Source organism: Streptomyces sp. NPDC000348 (genome assembly GCF_042898795.1).
In the GTDB taxonomy this organism is placed as follows: Bacteria; Actinomycetota; Actinomycetes; order Streptomycetales; family Streptomycetaceae; genus Streptomyces.
The window spans coordinates 346393-363364 of the sequence record NZ_JBIAZD010000006.1 but is presented as its reverse complement, the minus strand read 5'-3'; the positions used below and the strand labels follow the sequence as shown (position 1 = coordinate 363364).

Below are 16972 nucleotides of genomic sequence, written 5' to 3'. Positions count from 1 at the left end.
AGCCCCCCGGGCGGGGCCCACCCCGCCCGCCACGACGACGAGGAGGACATCCGAATGGCACAGCCGCAAGCGTCCGACGGGGCGGAGACGGGGAAGCCACCGCTGCGCATCGGCATGGTCGGTTACGCCTTCATGGGCGCCGCCCACTCCCAGGGCTGGCGCACCGCGGGCCGCGTCTTCGACCTGCCGCTGACTCCCCACATGGCCGTGATCTGCGGCCGGGACGCCGACGCCGTGCGCGCGGCGGCCGACCGGCACGGCTGGGCGGAGACCGAGACGGACTGGCGCGCCCTCGTCGAACGGGACGACGTCGACCTCGTCGACATCTGCACCCCCGGCGACAGCCACGCCGAGATCGCGCTCGCCGCGCTCGCCGCCGGCAAGCACGTGCTGTGCGAAAAACCCCTCGCCAACACCGTCGCGGAGGCCGAGGCGATGACCCGCGCCGCCGAAGAGGCGGCGGCGCGCGGACAGGTGGCGATGGTCGGCTTCAACTACCGCCGGGTCCCCGCGACCGCGCTGGCCCGGCGGATGGTGGCCGAGGGCCGGATCGGGAAACTGCGGCACGTGCGGGTCGCGTATCTGCAGGACTGGCTGGTGGACCCGCAGTTCCCGCTGACCTGGCGGCTGCGCCGCGAGCACGCCGGCTCCGGTTCGCTCGGCGACCTCGGCGCGCACATCGTCGACCTGGCGCAGTACCTGGCCGGCGAGCAGCTGGCGGGCGTCTCCGCGCTCACCGAGACGTTCGTGCGGGAGCGGCCGCTGCCCACCGCCCCCAGTGCCGGCCTGGCCGCCGTCTCCGCCGCCGGCACCGGGCAGGTCACCGTCGACGACGCCGCCCTGTTCACCGGCCGCTTCACCTCCGGCGCCCTCGCCTCCTTCGAGGCCACCCGGTACGCCACCGGACGCAAGAACGCCCTGCGCATCGAACTCAACGGCGAGCGCGGCTCGCTCGCCTTCGACCTGGAGCGGCTCAACGAGCTGTCGTACCACGACGGCACCGAGCCGGGAACGCACGCCGGCTTCCGCCGCATCCTCGTCACCGAACCCGACCACCCCTACCTCGAGGCCTGGTGGCCGCCGGGCCACGGCCTCGGCTACGAGCACACCTTCGTGCACCAGGCCCGCGACCTGGTCCACGCGGTCGCCGAGGGCCGAGGCCCCGACCCCTCCTTCGCCGACGGGCTCCAGGTGCAGCGCGTCCTGGCGGCGGTGGAGGAGAGCGCCGAGAAGAACTCCGTCTACACACCGACAACCGCCTGAGGAGGACGGACACAGATGCCGCGCGACTTCACGCTGTTCACCGGCCAGTGGGCGGACCTGCCACTGGAGGAGGTCTGCCGACTCGCCCGCGACTTCGGCTACGACGGTCTCGAACTCGCCTGCTGGGGCGACCACTTCGAGGTGGACAAGGCGCTCGCCGACCCGTCCTACGTCGCCGGCCGTCACCGGCTCCTGGAGAAGTACGGCCTGAAGTGCTGGGCGATCTCCAACCACCTGGTGGGGCAGGCGGTGTGCGACGCCATCATCGACGAACGCCACCGGGCGATCCTGCCCGCCCGCATCTGGGGCGACGGCGAGGCCGAGGGCGTACGGCAGCGGGCCGCCGCCGAGATCAAGGACACCGCGCGCGCCGCGGCCCTCCTCGGCGTCGACACCGTCATCGGCTTCACCGGCTCCGCCATCTGGCACCTGGTCGCCATGTTCCCGCCAGCCCCCGAGTCGATGATCGAGCGCGGCTACGAGGACTTCGCCGAGCGGTGGAACCCGATCCTGGACGTCTTCGACGCCGAGGGCGTGCGGTTCGCGCACGAGGTCCACCCCAGCGAGATCGCCTACGACTACTGGACGACCGTACGCGCCCTGGACGCGGTCGACCGCCGGCCGGCCTTCGGCCTCAACTTCGACCCCTCCCACTTCGTGTGGCAGGACCTCGACCCGGTCGGCTTCCTGTGGGACTTCCGCGACCGGATCTACCACGTCGACTGCAAGGAGGCCCGCAGGCGCCTCGACGGGCGCAACGGCCGCCTCGGTTCCCACCTGCCCTGGGGCGATCCCCGGCGCGGCTGGGACTTCGTCTCCGCCGGCCACGGCGACGTCCCCTGGGAGGACGTCTTCCGCATGCTGCGCTCCATCGACTACCGGGGGCCCGTCTCCGTCGAGTGGGAGGACGCCGGCATGGACCGGCTCCAGGGCGCTCCCGAGGCGCTCACCCGCCTCAAGGCGTTCGACTTCGAACCGCCCAGCGCGTCCTTCGACGCCGCGTTCAACAGCTGATCCGCAGGCCCGACGGCAGGTCGAGGACGGGGGCCGGAACATCCGCCGGCCCCCCGGTCCGACCTGCCCGGATCCCTCTTTGTCCTGAGTTGGGAAAAAGGCCGACCGGTCCCGGTCCAAGGGGTGTTCGCCCCGGAAGAACGCGGTTACCGTCCCTGAAGGGTTCAGGACACCCACGCCTCCGGGGTGACGGCGCACCCCGGCGCCCGCACGCACCGCACGCACCACATGTCTTCGCACCTGTTCCGTACGGCCCCACCCCGTTCCCGGAGGGACTTCGTGCACAGAAGCAGACTCACATCCACCCGCACCACGAGGCGTCGTTCCGGACTTCGTACCGGTCTCGCCCTGTTCACCGGCCTGCTGCTGGCCGTGGGGACTCCGGCGACCGTCGCCGGCGCCCACCCCGGCCACCCGGAGCACGACGAACCGGCGGCCGCCGAGGGGCAGTTCCAGCAGGTACCGCTCGCCAAGGGCGAACCCGAGACGGGCGAGCCGATGTCGCTCGCCGTGCTCCCGGACCGCAGCGTCCTGCACACCTCGCGCGACGGCACGCTGCGCCTCACCGACCAGGGCGGCGTCACCAAGGTGGCCGGCAAGCTCGACGTCTACAGCCACGACGAGGAGGGCCTGCAGGGCGTCGGCATCGACCCGGACTTCGAGAACAACCGGGCGATCTACCTCTACTACGCCCCGCCGCTCGACACCCCCGCGGGCGACGCCCCGGAGACCGGCACCGCCGAGGACTTCAAGAAGTTCGACGGCGTCAACCGTCTCTCCCGGTTCGTCCTCAACCCCAACGGCACCCTGGACCTGGCCAGCGAGAAGAAGGTCCTGGACGTCGCGGCCTCCCGGGGCACCTGCTGCCACGTCGGCGGCGACATCGCCTTCGACGCCGAGGGCAACCTCTACCTGTCCACCGGCGACGACACCAACCCCTTCTCCTCCGACGGCTACACGCCGATCGACGAGCGGGCGAACCGCAACCCGGCCTTCGACGCCCGCCGCAGCTCCGGCAACACCAACGACCTGCGCGGCAAGATCCTGCGGATCAAGGTCGCCGAGGACGGCTCGTACACCGTCCCCGAGGGCAACCTCTTCGCCCCCGGCACCGAGAAGACCCGTCCCGAGATCTACGCGATGGGCTTCCGCAATCCGTTCCGGATGAACATCGACAAGAAGACCGGCACCATCTACGTGGGTGACTACGGCCCCGACGCCGGCGCCGCCGACCCGAACCGGGGCCCGGCGGGACAGGTCGAGTTCGCCAAGGTCACCGGGCCCGCCAACTTCGGCTGGCCGTTCTGCACCGGCGACAACGACGCCTACAACGACTACGACTTCGCCACCGGCGCCTCCGGCGGGAAGTTCGACTGCGCCGCCCCGAAGAACACCTCCCCGCACAACACCGGACTCGTCGACCTGCCGCCCGCGCAGGCCGCCTGGATCCCCTACGACGGCGCCTCCGTACCCGAGTTCGGCAGCGGCTCCGAGTCCCCGATGGGCGGCCCGGTCTACCGCTACGATCCCGAGCTCGAGTCCTCGGTGAAGTTCCCCGAGGCGTACGACGGCGACTTCTTCGCCGGCGAGTTCGGCCGCCGCTGGATCAAGCGGATCGAGCAGAACGAGGACGGCACGGTCGCGAAGATCAACGACTTCCCGTGGACCGGCACCCAGATCATGGACATGGAGTTCGGCCCCGACGGCGCGCTCTACGTCCTCGACTACGGCGTCTCCTGGTTCCAGGGCGACGAGAACTCCGCGCTGTACCGGATCGAGAACGCCGAGGACGGCTTCTCCCCGATCGCCGAGGCCGGCGCGGACCGGACGTCCGGCGCGGCCGGGCTGAGGGTCAAGTTCACCGGCAGCGCCAAGGACGCCGACTCCCCGGACCTCACCTACGGCTGGGACTTCGGCGACGGCACCAAGGGCGAGGGCCTCACCCCCACCCACCGCTACAAGAAGGTCGGCACCTACACCGCGACCTTCACCGCGAAGGACCCCGAGGGCAACACCGGCAACGCCAGCGTCCGGATCGTGGTCGGCAACACCGCACCCACGGTGAAGATCACCGTGCCGGGCAACGGCAGCCTGGCCGCCTTCGGCGAGCCCGTCCCGTTCAAGGTGACCGTCACCGACCCCGAGGAGCGGATCGACTGCTCCAAGGTCAAGGTCGTCTACAGCCTCGGCCACGACTCCCACGCCCACGAACTGACCAGCGAGACGGGCTGCGAGGGCACCCTCGAGCCGCCCGCCGGGGACGGCGGTCACGACCCCAACGCCAACATCTACGGTGTCGTCGGAGCCAGTTACACCGACGGCGGGGCGAACGGCCAGGAGGCGCTGACCGGCACCGCCCGCACCGTGCTCCAGCCGCTGCACCGGCAGGCCGAGCACTTCGGCGCCCAGCAGGGCGTGTCGGTGATCGACAAGACCGGCGCCAACGGCGGCAGGACCGTCGGCGACATCCACGACGGCGACTGGATCTCCTTCAGCCCCTACCTGTTCAAGGGCCAGAAGAAGATGACCGTACGGGCCTCCTCCGGCGGCGCCGGAGGCTTCGTCGAACTGCGCACCGGCTCGCCCACCGGCACGCTGCACGGCTCGGCGTACATCCCGCCGACCGGAGGCTGGGAGACGTTCCAGGACGTCGACGTGCCGCTGCGGTCGCTGCCGAAGAGGACCACGGAGATCTACCTGGTCTTCCGGGGCGGCGAGGGCGCGCTGTACGACGTGGACGACTTCGAGTTCTCCACCGAGCCGTTCAAGAAGGGCAAGAAGGTCCTGGTCTTCTCCAAGACGGCGGGCTTCCGGCACGACTCCATCCCGGAGGGCGTCGCCGCGCTGAAGGAGCTGGGCGCCCCGGCCGGCATCTCGGTCACGGCGACCGAGGAGGCCCGGCAGTTCACCACCGCCAACCTCGCCAAGTACGACGCGGTGGCCTTCCTGTCCACCACCGGTGACGTCCTGAACGCCGAGCAGCAGAAGGCGTTCGAGGACTACGTCGGGAACGGCGGCGGCTACCTGGGCATCCACGCCGCCGCCGACACCGAGTACGACTGGGAGTTCTACGGCGGTCTGGTCGGCGCACACTTCGACTCGCACCCGGCCATCCAGAAGGCCACCGTGCGCGTCCACGACCACGACCACCCGGCCACCGCGCACCTGGACGACGCGTGGGAGCGCACCGACGAGTGGTACAACTACCGCACCAACCCGCGCGAGCAGGCCAAGATCCTCGCCACCCTCGACGAGACGACCTACGAGGGCGGCACCATGAAGGGCGACCACCCGATCGCCTGGTGCCAGAGCTACGGCGGCGGCCGGTCCTTCTACACCGGCGGCGGCCACACCAAGGAGTCGTACGCCGACGAGGCCTTCCGCAACCACCTGCTCGGCGGTCTGCGGTACGCCACCGGCCAGGTGAAGGCGGACTGCAAGCCGGACAAGGGCCACCGGGAGATCTTCAACGGCGAGACCCTGGACGGCTGGAAGCAGGCCGGCCCCGGGAAGTTCGTCGTCAAGGACGGCACCCTGGAGTCCGAGGGCGGCATGGGCCTGCTCTGGTACCAGGCCAAGGAGCTGAAGTCGTACTCGCTCAAGCTCGACTGGAAGATGCGGGGCGACGACAACTCCGGCGTCTTCGTGGGCTTCCCGGCCTCCGACGACCCCTGGTCCGCGGTGAACAAGGGCTACGAGATCCAGATCGACGCCACGGACGCGCCCGACCGCACCACGGGCTCCGTCTACTCGTTCAAGTCGGCGAACATCAAGGCCCGTGACCAGGTCCTGCGTCCGCCCGGCCAGTGGAACTCCTACGAGATCAAGGTCCAGGGCGAACGCCTCCAGGTGTTCCTCAACGGAGTCAGGATCAACGACTTCACCAACGAGGACCCCGGGCGGAGCCTGGCCGACGGCTACATCGGCCTGCAGAACCACGGCGCCGACGACCAGGTCTCCTTCCGCGACATCCGGCTGAAGGAACTGCCCTCCTAGGGCGACCGGAACGGCGGCGGGCGGAGGACGCCGGACCTCCGCCCGCCGTCCCGCCGGGCTCCGCGCCCGGCACCCCGCTCGTCCCCCTCCGGCACTCGCACCGGGTTCGCGTACGACAAGGAGGCTGCCCATGTCCGCCGAACCGTCCCTCCGCACCCCCTCCCCGGCCCCCCGCCTCGGCGTCTGGCTCATCGGGGCGCGCGGATCCGTCGCCACGACCGCGATCGCGGGCTGCGCCGCCGTCGCCGCCGGGCTCCACCCGCCCACCGGCATGGTCACCGAGACCCCCGGCTTCACCTCCTGCGGTCTGCCCCCGCTGTCGTCCCTCGTCTTCGGCGGGCACGACACCGTCGACTGCCCGCTGCCCAAGCGTGCCGAGCACCTCGCCGACGGCGGCGTCCTGCCGCACGGCCTGCCGTCCGCCGTGCACGCCGAACTCGTCGCCGCGGACCGGGAGATCAGGCCCGGTGGCCCGCCGCCCGGTGACACCGGCCGCACCCAGGACCAGTGGATCGACGTGTTCGCGGCCGACATCCGCGACTTCGTGCGACGCCAGGACCTCACGGGCGCCGTCGTGATCAACGTCGCCTCCACCGAGCCGGCTCCCACCGACGGCACCCTGCCGCCCAGTTCCCTCTACGCGGCGGCCGCCCTGCGCGCCGGCTGCCCCTACGTCAACTTCACCCCCTCCACGGGCCTGCACCACCCGGCGCTGGCCCCGCTCGCCGCCTCCTCGGGCCTGCCGTACGCGGGCCGCGACGGCAAGACCGGGCAGACCCTGCTGCGCTCCGTGCTCGGCCCGATGTTCCTGCAGCGCGCCCTCGCCGTGCGCGCCTGGTCCGGTACGAACCTCCTGGGCGGCGGCGACGGCGCCGCCCTCGCCGATCCCGCTGCCGCCGCCGCCAAGAACGCGGGCAAGGAACGCGTCCTCGCCGACACCCTCGGCACCACCCCCGAGGGCGAGGTCCACATCGACGACGTACCGGTCCTCGGCGACTGGAAGACGGCCTGGGACCACATCGCCTTCGACGGCTTCCTCGGCGCCCGCATGGTCCTGCAGACCACCTGGCAGGGCTGCGACTCGGCCCTCGCCGCCCCCCTCGTCCTCGACCTGGCCCGGCTGACCGCCCGCGCCCGGGAGAAGGGCCTGACCGGCCCGCTGAGCGAGCTGGGCTTCTACTTCAAGGACCCGGTCGGGAACGGCCCGTCGGCGCTGGCCGAGCAGTACGCGGAGCTGAGACGCTTCGCCGAGCGGCTGCGGGACGGCGCCGAGGACCGCGGGACGCGGCGATGAGCCGTACCCGCGCCACGCCGCGGAAGACGCCCGCGCGGCCCGGGACGACATCGGCGAACGGCCCGTCCCCCGAGGACACCGCCGCGCCCCGCCCCCTTCGCCCCCGTCCGGGCCGTGCGGGCGCCCGGGCCGGCCTGCTGCGGCTGCCCGCGCTGGTCACGGTCTTCGGCGCGATGGCCGGTACGGCGCCGAGGAACCGGGCCTCCGGGGGCGGTGCGGCAGCGGGAGGCCGGGTCCCCGAGGACGCCGCCGCGCCCCGCACCCCTCCCCGTCCCCGCCCCGGCCGTGCGGGCGCCTGGGCCGAACTGCTGCGGCTGCCCGCGCTGTTCACCGTCCCGGGTGACGCCCTGGCCGGTGCGGCGGCGGCCGGCGTGCGCCCCGGCCCCCGCACCCTGCTCGCCATCGGCTCCTCCCTGTGCCTGTACGAGGCCGGCATGGCCCTGAACGACTGGGCGGACCGCGCCGAGGACGCCGTGGAACGCCCGCACCGCCCGTTGCCGTCCGGCCGCGTCCGCCCGGCCGCCGCCCTCACCGCCGCCGGTGCCCTCACCGGCGCCGGCCTGGCGCTCGCCGCCGTCGCGGGACGGCCCGCCGTCGCGGTGGCCGCGCCCCTGGCGGCCACCGTCTGGGCCTACGACCTCGCCCTGAAGCACACGCCCGCCGGTCCCGCGGCCATGGCCGCCGCCCGCGGACTGGACCTGCTCCTGGGCGCCGCGGCCACCGGCGGCGGCACCCGTGCCGCACTGCCCTCCGCCGCGCTGCTCGGCGGCCACACCCTCGCGGTCACGGCCGTGTCCCGCCGGGAGACCACCGGCGGCTCGGCCCTGGCCCCGCTGGCGGCCCTCGCGACGACGGGGGCGTTGACCCGGCTGGTCGCCCACCGCCGCACCCGACTCCCGGCAGGCCGGCGGGCAGCAGCCGCCCCCGGCCTGCCGGGCCCCCACCCGGCCGAGGGCCCTCCCCGGGCCGCGGACGCACTCGCCACCGCCCTGGGCGCGGCCTACGCCGCCACGGCGGCCCGCCCCTACGTCCACGCCGCGCTCAACCCCTCGCCCCCGCTCACCCAACGCGCCGTCGGCGGCGGCATCCGCGCCACGATCCCCCTCCAGGCCGCCCTCGCCGCCCGCTCCGGCGCGGCCGCCACGTCCCTCCTGATCGCGGCCCTGGCCCCGGCCGGCCGGATGTTCGCGAGGCGAGCCGGTATGAGGAAGGTGAGCATCACATGAGCCGGAACCCGAACCAGGGCGTGAGCCAGGACGCGACCGGGGACGGTCGTGCCGCGGCCCCGGAGGCGAGCCGGGACATGACTCGGGACGGCCGTGCCGCGGCCCCGGAGGCGAGCCGGGACATGACTCGGGACGGTCGTGCCCCGGCCCCGGAGGCGAGCCGGGACGCGGGCGGCCGCCCGGCCCGCCCCGTGAGCCGGGGGACGAGCGGGGACGGCCGGGGCACGGACCGGGACGCGGGCGCGGCTCCGGACCGGGACGCGGGCCGGGGCACGAGCGGGCGCGCCCCCACCCCCCTCCGCTTCGGCTACGGCACCAACGGCCTCACCGACCTCCGCCTCGACGACGCCCTCGCCCTCCTCGCCGACCTCGGCTACGACGGCGTGGGCCTGACCCTCGACCACATGCACCTCGACCCGCTCGCCCCGGACCTCGCCACCCGCACCCGCCGGCTCGCGCACCGGCTGGACGGGCTCGGGCTCGGCGTGACCGTGGAAACCGGCGCCCGCTATGTGCTCGACCCCCGCCGCAAGCACGGCCCCTCGCTGCTGGACCCCGACCCGGACGACCGCGCCCGCCGCGTCGACCTGCTCCTGCGGGCGGTCCGCGTCGCCGCCGACCTCGGCGCGCACGCCGTGCACTGCTTCAGCGGCACCGTCCCCGACGGCACCGACGAGGACACCGCCTGGAAACGCCTCGCCGAGAGCCTCACCCCCGTCCTGGACGCCGCCGCCACCGCCGGCGTCCCCCTCGCCGTCGAACCCGAACCCGGCCACCTCCTCGCCACCCTCGCCGGCTTCCACCACCTGCGCCGCACGCTCGGCGATCCCGAGCCCCTCGGCCTCACCCTGGACCTCGGCCACTGCCAGTGCCTCGAACCCCTCCCGCCCGCCGACTGCGTACGCGACGCCGCCCCCTGGCTGCGCCACGTCCAGATCGAGGACATGCGCCGCGGCGTCCACGAGCACCTCCCCTTCGGCGACGGCGAGATCGACTTCCCGCCCGTCCTCGCGGCCCTCGCCGCCACCGGCTACCAGGGCCTGACGGTCGTCGAACTGCCCCGCCACTCCCACGCGGGCCCCCACTTCGCCGCCCGCTCCCTTCCGTTCCTCCGCCACGCCGCCCCTCCCGTCCCCGTCCCACCGCACGGCGATCCCTCCGCCACCCCCGAAGGGAGCAGGACCCCATGACCCGCCCCCACGCCGACCCGGCCACCCCGGAGGCAGACACCACAGGCGCACCGGCGACCCCCGGCGACGGCGCCACCCCCGCCCTCACCCCGCCCGCCGAACTGCGCCGCCGCCTCGCCGGCCGGCTGGGCGGAGCCGCCCGAGCCTGGCTCGACCAGGCCCTGGACGAGGCCGCCGCCCATCCCGGGACCCACGGGCCCATCTCCGTGTGGGAGCTGCGCCTGGCCGAGGCCGGCCGCCGCTGCGGCCCCGCCCACGCCGACGCCGCCCGCGTTCTCATCCTGCACGCGGCCCACGCCGACGCCGACGCCCTGACCCGGGTCTACTTCCAGGGCACCGCCGACGAACGCCGCGCCGTCCTGCACGCCCTGCCGCACCTCGTGCCCGACGGCCCCGACGCCCTCCCGCTCGTCGAGGACGCCCTGCGCACCAACGACACCCGGCTCGTCGCCGCCGCCCTCGGCCCCTACGCCGCCCGGCACCTGGACGCCCACGCCTGGCGGCACGCGGTCCTGAAGTGCCTGTTCACCGGCGTCGGCCTCGACCACGTGGCGGACCTGGACCGGCGCGCCCGGGGCGACGGCGAACTCGCCCGCATGCTCGGCGACTACGCCGCGGAACGCACCGCCGCCGGCCGCCCCGTCCCCGAGGACCTGCACCGCGTCCTGGCCCTGACCGGGTCCGCCCCCGCCACCCCGCCGCACGGCACGGACGACCCCCACGGCAAGGAGTCCTGATGCGCATCTTCGACCCCCACATCCACATGACGTCGCGCACCACCGACGACTACGAGGCCATGTACGCCGCGGGCGTCCGCGCCGTCGTCGAGCCCTCCTTCTGGCTCGGCCAGCCCCGCACCTCCCCGGCCTCCTTCCTCGACTACTTCGACGCCCTCCTCGGCTGGGAACCCTTCCGCGCCGCCCAGTACGGCATCGCCCACCACTGCACGCTCGCCCTCAACCCCAAGGAGGCCAACGACCCGCGCTGCACGCCCGTCCTCGACGCGCTGCCCCGGTATCTCGTCAAGGACAACGTGGTGGCCGTCGGCGAGATCGGCTACGACTCCATGACCCCCGCCGAGGACACCGCCCTCGCCGCCCAGCTCCAGCTCGCCGCGGACCACGGCCTGCCCGCCCTGGTGCACACCCCGCACCGCGACAAGCTCGCAGGACTGCGCCGCACCCTCGACGTGGTCCGCGAGTCCGCGCTGCCCGCCGACCGCGTCCTGGTCGACCACCTCAACGAGACCACCGTCAAGGAGGCCAAGGACAGCGGCGCCTGGCTCGGCTTCTCCGTCTACCCGGACACCAAGATGGACGAGGAGCGGATGGTCGGGATCCTGCGCGCCTACGGCCCCGAACAGGTCCTGGTCAACTCCGCCGCCGACTGGGGCAGGAGCGACCCCCTCAAGACCCGCAGGGTCGCCGACCTGATGCTCGCCGAGGGCTTCACCGAGGACGACGTCGACCGGGTGCTGTGGCGCAACCCCGTCGCCTTCTACGGACTCAGCGGCCGCCTGAACCTCGACGTCGGCGTCACCGGCGCCACCCACGAGGGCAACTCCGTCCTGCGCGGCGCGCCGCGGGACGAGCCCCGGCCGGCCGGCGCCCCCGCCACGGAGGCGTGAGCCATGCGCTTCCGCCACCCCGACGGCTCCACCGTCCACCTCGCCTACTGCACCAACGTGCACCCCGCCGAAACCCTGGACGGCGTCCTCGCCCAGCTCCGCGACCACTGCGAGCCGGTCCGCCGCCGCCTCGGCCGGGACAGGCTCGGCATCGGCCTGTGGCTCGCCAAGGATGCCGCGCACGCCCTCGTCACCGATCCCGCCGCCCTGCGCGGACTGCGCTGCGAGCTCGAACGGCGCGGCCTGGAAGTCGTCACCCTCAACGGCTTCCCCTACGAGGGCTTCGGCTCCGAAGAGGTCAAGTACCGCGTCTACACACCGGACTGGGCCGACCCCGAGCGCCTGGAACACACCACCTCCCTGGCCCGCGTCCTCGCCGGACTCCTCCCCGACGACGTCACCGACGGCAGCATCTCCACCCTGCCCCTCGCCTGGCGCACCGCCCACGACGAGCAGCGGGCGGAGACGGCCCGCACCGCCCTGCGCACCCTCGCCGAACGCCTCGACGCCCTCGAGGAACTGACCGGACGCTCCGTCCGCGTCGCCCTGGAACCGGAACCCGGCTGCGTCGTCGAGACCACCCGTGACGCCATCGCCCCGCTCACCGCGATCGCCCACGACCGCGTCGGCATCTGTGTCGACACCTGCCACCTCGCCACCTCCTTCGAAGACCCGCACACCGCCCTGGACGACCTCGCCCGGGCCGGCGTGACGGTGGTCAAGTCCCAGCTCTCCGCCGCCCTGCACGCCGAACAGCCCCACCTCCCCGAGGTCCGCGAGGCCCTGGCCGCCTTCGCCGAACCCCGCTTCCTGCACCAGACCCGCACCTCCACCCCCGCCGGCCTGCGCGGCACCGACGACCTCGACGAGGCCCTGGCCGGCCACGCCCTGCCCGACGCGGCCCCCTGGCGCTCCCACTTCCACGTCCCGCTGCACGCGGCCCCCAGCGCACCCCTCACCTCCACGCTGCCCGTCCTGAAGTCCGTCCTGACCCGGCTCGTCGGCGGTCCGCACCCGCTCACCCGCCACCTCGAGGTCGAGACCTACACCTGGCAGGCCCTCCCGCCCGAGCTGCGCCCCCGCGGCCGCGGCCGGCTCGCCGACGGCATCGCCGCCGAACTCACCCTGGCCCGCGACCTCCTGACGGACCTCGGCCTGAAGGAACTCCCATGAGCGACCCCACCCCCCTCCTCGTCCTCGACGTCGTGGGCCTCACCCCCCGTCTCCTCGACCACATGCCCCACCTCAAGACGCTCGGCCGGTCCGGATCCCGAGCCCCGCTCGGCACCGTCCTGCCCGCCGTCACCTGCGCCGCCCAGTCCACCTTCCTCACCGGCACCATGCCCTCGGAGCACGGCATCGTCGGCAACGGCTGGTACTTCCGCGAACTCGGCGACGTCCTGCTGTGGCGGCAGCACAACGGCCTCGTCGCCGGCGACAAGCTCTGGGACGCCGCCCGCCGCGCCCACCCCGGCTACACCGTCGCCAACATCTGCTGGTGGTACGCCATGGGTGCCGACACCGACATCACCGTCACCCCCCGCCCGGTCTACTACGCCGACGGCCGCAAGGAACCCGACTGCTACACCCGGCCGCCCGACCTGCACGACGAACTCACCGAGAAGTTCGGCACCTTCCCCCTGTTCCACTTCTGGGGCCCCGGCGCCGACCTGGTCTCCAGCCGGTGGATCATCGACGCCACCCGCCACATCATGCGCACCCGCCACCCCGACCTGACCCTGTGCTACCTCCCTCACCTCGACTACGACCTGCAGCGCTTCGGCCCCGACGACCCGCGCTCCCTGAAAGCGGCCGCCGACCTCGACGCCGCCCTGGCCCCGCTCCTCGACGACGCCCGCGCCGAGGGCCGCACCGTCGTCGCCCTGTCCGAGTACGGCATCACCCGGGTGAACCGGCCCGTGGACATCAACCGCGCCCTGCGCCGCGCGGGTCTCCTCGAGGTGCACACCCAGGACGGCATGGAGTACCTCGACCCGATGGCCTCGCGCGCCTTCGCGGTCGCCGACCACCAGCTCGCCCACGTCTACGTGCGCCGCCCCGAGGACCTCGACGCCACCCGTGCCGCCCTCGAGGGACTGCCCGGCATCGAGCGGCTCCTCGACGACGAGGGCAAGAAGGCCCACCACCTCGACCATCCGCGCGCCGGCGAACTGGTCGCCGTCGCCGAACCCGACGCCTGGTTCACGTACTACTACTGGCTCGACGACGCCCGCGCGCCCGACTTCGCGCAGCTCGTCGAGATCCACCGCAAACCCGGCTACGACCCGGTCGAACTCTTCATGGATCCCCTCGACCCCTACGTCAAGGTCAAGGCGGCCACCGCACTGGCGCGCAAGAAACTCGGCATGCGCTACCGCATGGCGGTCGTGCCCCTGGACCCCTCACCTATTCGCGGCAGCCACGGCCGCCTCCCCGCGAGCGACGACGACGGTCCGCTCCTCATCTGCTCCACCCCCCGCGCCGTCGGAGACCGCGTCGCGGCCACCGACGTCAAGCAACTCCTGCTCCGGCTCGCCGGACTCGGCTGACGCACCAGCAGGTACGACACCCGAGATCCGACTACTGGGAGTGAAACACACGGCACTGACAACGGCCGGTCCCGGCGGGACCGGAACCGGCCACGACCGAGAAGGCAGGCCACTCGTGACCCTGTACTCCGACCCCTCCCGCACCGAGGCCGCCACCGCCGCCCCCGACGAGGGACTGCGCCGCACCCTCGGTGTGGACCGGCGCCGCTTCCTCAGCACCTGCACCGCCGTGGCCGCCGGAGCCGTCGCGGCCCCCGTCTTCGGCGCCGCCCCGGCCCTGGCCCACGACCGGGACGGAGACCACGGACACGACCGCGGCGGACAGGTGCTCGTGCCTCCGCACAAGCGCGGCATCATCCTCTACACCGTCCGTGACGCCACCGCCCGCGACCCCCTCGCGAGCGACCTGCCCTCCGGCTTCCGCGAGGTGTTCGAGCAACTGGCCCGCCACGGCTACCGCCAGGTGGAGTTCGCCGGCTACCGCCAGCACGCGAACGCCCCCGGCGGCGACAACCTGGAATCCGTCCAGGGCGCCAGGCTGCTGCGCGGCTGGCTCGACGACTACGGTCTGCGCGCCCAGGGCAACCACGGCTTCATCCCGCCCTCCTGGCCGCTCACCACGACCGACCTGGACACCTTCAAGAAGCACCTCGAGATCGCCAACATCCTCGGCATGGACCACATGGGCACCGGCGGCGACCCCACCGGCAGCTCCCACCGCGCCGACTGGGACGTCGCCGCCGACAAGTGGAACGCCCTCGGGGAGATCGCCCGGCGCGAGGGCATCAAGCTCTACACCCACAACCACGACAGCGCCTACGGCTTCCTGCTCGACGGCGGCCCGCTGGACGACCAGGGCCGGCCGACCCGCAGCTCCGGCATCCGGAAGCTGGAGTACTTCCTGAAGGTCACCGACCCCCGGCTCGTCTGGCTGGAGATGGACATCTTCTGGGCGCACGTCGCCCAGTACAAGTTCCACACGTACACCGCCCACGACGGCTCCACCCGGAGGAACGTCTTCGACCCGGCCGGCCTGGTCGCCCGCAACAACAGGCGCTACCCGCTGTTCCACGCCAAGGACGGCGTCGTCAGCACGACCAACGGCATGGGGTACGACATGGTGCCCTTCGGGACCGGCGTCATCGACTACACGACGTTCTTCTCGCGGGTCGGCCGGCGGAACTACCACAACCCGATGGTCGAGGACGACAACTCCCCGAGCGCCACCGACCCGGCGCAGTCGCTGCGGGAGGCCAAGATCAGCTACGACAACATGGCGGCCCTGCGCAAGCGGCGCCGCTGACCCGTGACACGGACCGGGCGGCCCCTCCCACGTGCCGGGGGAGGGGCCGCCCGGTCCGTGCGAGGGGAACCTCGTCAGGTCATCCCTCACCGAGCGGCCGGGGGTTGGGCGTGACGCGCCCGCGCTTCCGGCGTCCCGGCGGGTGCAGGAACAGCGCCACGAACCCGGCGAAGATCGAGATGCAGCCCGCCAGGGTGAAGGCGCCGTCGTAGCCCCAGGCGCCGACGACCACGGCCCCCATGCCCGCGCCCAGTCCGGAGACGAGCTTGGAGCTGTAGACCATCCCGTAGTTGGTGGCGTTGTTGTTCTCGCCGAAGTAGTCCGCCGTCAGCGCCGCGAACATCGGGAAGATGGCTCCGCCGCCGAAGCCGGAGACGGCGGAGAAGAACAGGAACAGCGGCAGGTTCTTGATCTCGGCCGACCAGATGATGCCGAACTGGGCGAGGCCCAGGATCGCGCACACGCAGAGCAGGCACTGCTTGCGGCCGTAGAGGTCGGAGAGCCAGCCGATGACGCCGCGCCCGGTGCCGTTGACGATCGCCTTCAGCGACATCGCGGTGGCCACGACGCCGGCCGCGAAGCCCGCCTCCTCACCGATGTCGACCTGGAAGGCGATGCCGAAGATGTTCACGCCGGAGGTACAGGCGAGGCAGAACCACATCAGCGCCACCCGGCCGGTCCTCCAGGCCTCCAGCGGCGAGTACTGCTTGACGGCCGGGGGGTTCTTCTCCAGCGAACGCCGGGCCCGCGGGTCGTCCGGCGGGTTCAGCGGGTCGACGGAGGCCGGCCACCAGTTCTTCGGCGGGTCCCGGAAGCAGGAGCCGGCGACAGCCACCGTCGCGGCGAGGAAGACACCCGCCGAGACCAGCACCCAGCGGAAGTTGGAGCCGTCCATGTAGCCGTGGAAGATGAAGACGAACGGCACCGAGCCGTAGGCGAAACCGCCGTTGACGAAGCCGGTCTTGCCGCCCCTGCGCTCCGGGTACCACTTGCCGACCATGTTGACGCAGGTCGCGTACACCATGCCCGCGCCCATGCCGCTGAACACGCCGAACCCGATGAAGGCGAACGCGACGTGCGGCGCGAACGCCAGCGACAGATAGCCGAGCAGCGTGCCGGCCGAGCCCAGCATCATCGCCCAGCGCGCGGGCAGTCTGCCGTTCTCCCGCAGCCGCCCCGCCGGGAAGGCGACCGCGGCCTGGCAGAAGATCCAGGCGGTCATCATCCAGTAGACGCTGCCGCTGGACCAGTGGTGGACCTCGTGGAGCGTGTCCTCGGCGGACGCGAACGCGTACTCGGCGGAGGAGATGCCCATCATGCCGATCCAGGGCAGGATCACCATCCACTTGCGCTTGCGCCCCATGATGTCGATGTCGGACTCGCCCACGCGGTAGACGCGTCCGTTCCTGTCGGTCACCTCCCGGTGGACGGCGACCCGTGTGACATCGGTGGTTGTCATGTTGTGTGCCCCCTTTGCGTCGAAAGTTCTGGCCAGCGCCCCCTGTCCAAT

Annotated in this window: 12 protein-coding genes; 11 read left to right on the top strand and 1 reads right to left on the bottom strand. The window is 73.0% G+C overall.

Features of this window, described 5'->3' with window-relative positions; genetic code table 11:
* Window positions 1–54 precede the first annotated feature (54 nt).
* From ACFY3N_RS15230 to ACFY3N_RS15180, 11 genes are all read left to right on the top strand, one after another.
* On the top strand, window positions 55–1263 hold the full coding sequence (locus ACFY3N_RS15230; protein WP_390817128.1) for a Gfo/Idh/MocA family protein: 1209 nt from the start codon (window positions 55–57) through the stop codon (window positions 1261–1263).
* 15 nt (window positions 1264–1278) lie between these two features.
* Window positions 1279–2277, top strand: coding sequence for a sugar phosphate isomerase/epimerase family protein (locus ACFY3N_RS15225; protein ID WP_390817127.1), 999 nt, complete (start codon window positions 1279–1281; stop codon window positions 2275–2277).
* A gap of 279 nt (window positions 2278–2556) precedes the next feature.
* Entirely contained in the window at window positions 2557–6273 is a 3717-nt protein-coding gene (locus tag ACFY3N_RS15220; RefSeq protein ID WP_390817126.1) for a ThuA domain-containing protein, read from the top strand.
* A 130-nt stretch (window positions 6274–6403) separates the two neighbouring features.
* Complete coding sequence (locus ACFY3N_RS15215; protein ID WP_390817125.1) at window positions 6404–7567, top strand: inositol-3-phosphate synthase; 1164 nt, start codon at window positions 6404–6406, stop codon at window positions 7565–7567.
* Between the two features lie 173 nt (window positions 7568–7740).
* The gene (locus ACFY3N_RS15210; RefSeq protein ID WP_390817202.1) at window positions 7741–8793 is read left to right on the top strand and encodes an SCO3242 family prenyltransferase; all 1053 of its coding nucleotides are present in this window, start codon (window positions 7741–7743) and stop codon (window positions 8791–8793) included.
* Window positions 8794–8915: 122 nt separating this feature from the next.
* Window positions 8916–9983 carry a sugar phosphate isomerase/epimerase family protein gene (locus ACFY3N_RS15205; RefSeq protein ID WP_390817201.1) on the top strand — a complete coding sequence of 356 codons (1068 nt, stop codon included), beginning with the start codon at window positions 8916–8918 and terminating at the stop codon, window positions 9981–9983.
* Window positions 9980–10720, top strand: coding sequence for an EboA domain-containing protein (locus ACFY3N_RS15200; RefSeq protein ID WP_390817124.1), 741 nt, complete (start codon window positions 9980–9982; stop codon window positions 10718–10720). The genes ACFY3N_RS15205 and ACFY3N_RS15200 overlap by 4 nt, the downstream gene beginning before the upstream one ends.
* Window positions 10720–11610, top strand: a complete 891-nt coding sequence (locus tag ACFY3N_RS15195; RefSeq protein WP_390817123.1) for a TatD family hydrolase — start codon at window positions 10720–10722, stop codon at window positions 11608–11610. Before ACFY3N_RS15200 ends, ACFY3N_RS15195 begins: the two co-directional genes overlap by 1 nt.
* A 3-nt stretch (window positions 11611–11613) precedes the next feature.
* Window positions 11614–12783 (top strand): metabolite traffic protein EboE, encoded by a 1170-nt coding sequence (gene eboE, locus ACFY3N_RS15190; RefSeq protein ID WP_390817122.1) that lies wholly within the window; start codon window positions 11614–11616, stop codon window positions 12781–12783.
* Entirely contained in the window at window positions 12780–14159 is a 1380-nt protein-coding gene (locus ACFY3N_RS15185; RefSeq protein WP_390817121.1) for an alkaline phosphatase family protein, read from the top strand. The genes eboE and ACFY3N_RS15185 overlap by 4 nt, the downstream gene beginning before the upstream one ends.
* A gap of 115 nt (window positions 14160–14274) precedes the next feature.
* On the top strand, window positions 14275–15462 hold the full coding sequence (locus ACFY3N_RS15180) for a sugar phosphate isomerase/epimerase family protein (protein ID WP_390817120.1): 1188 nt from the start codon (window positions 14275–14277) through the stop codon (window positions 15460–15462).
* A gap of 79 nt (window positions 15463–15541) precedes the next feature.
* On the opposite strand, the gene ACFY3N_RS15175 is transcribed toward ACFY3N_RS15180, so the two are convergent.
* A complete protein-coding gene (locus ACFY3N_RS15175; protein WP_390817119.1) occupies window positions 15542–16921 on the bottom strand; it encodes an OFA family MFS transporter in 1380 nt (459 codons plus the stop codon).
* Between the last annotated feature and the right edge of the window lie 51 nt (window positions 16922–16972).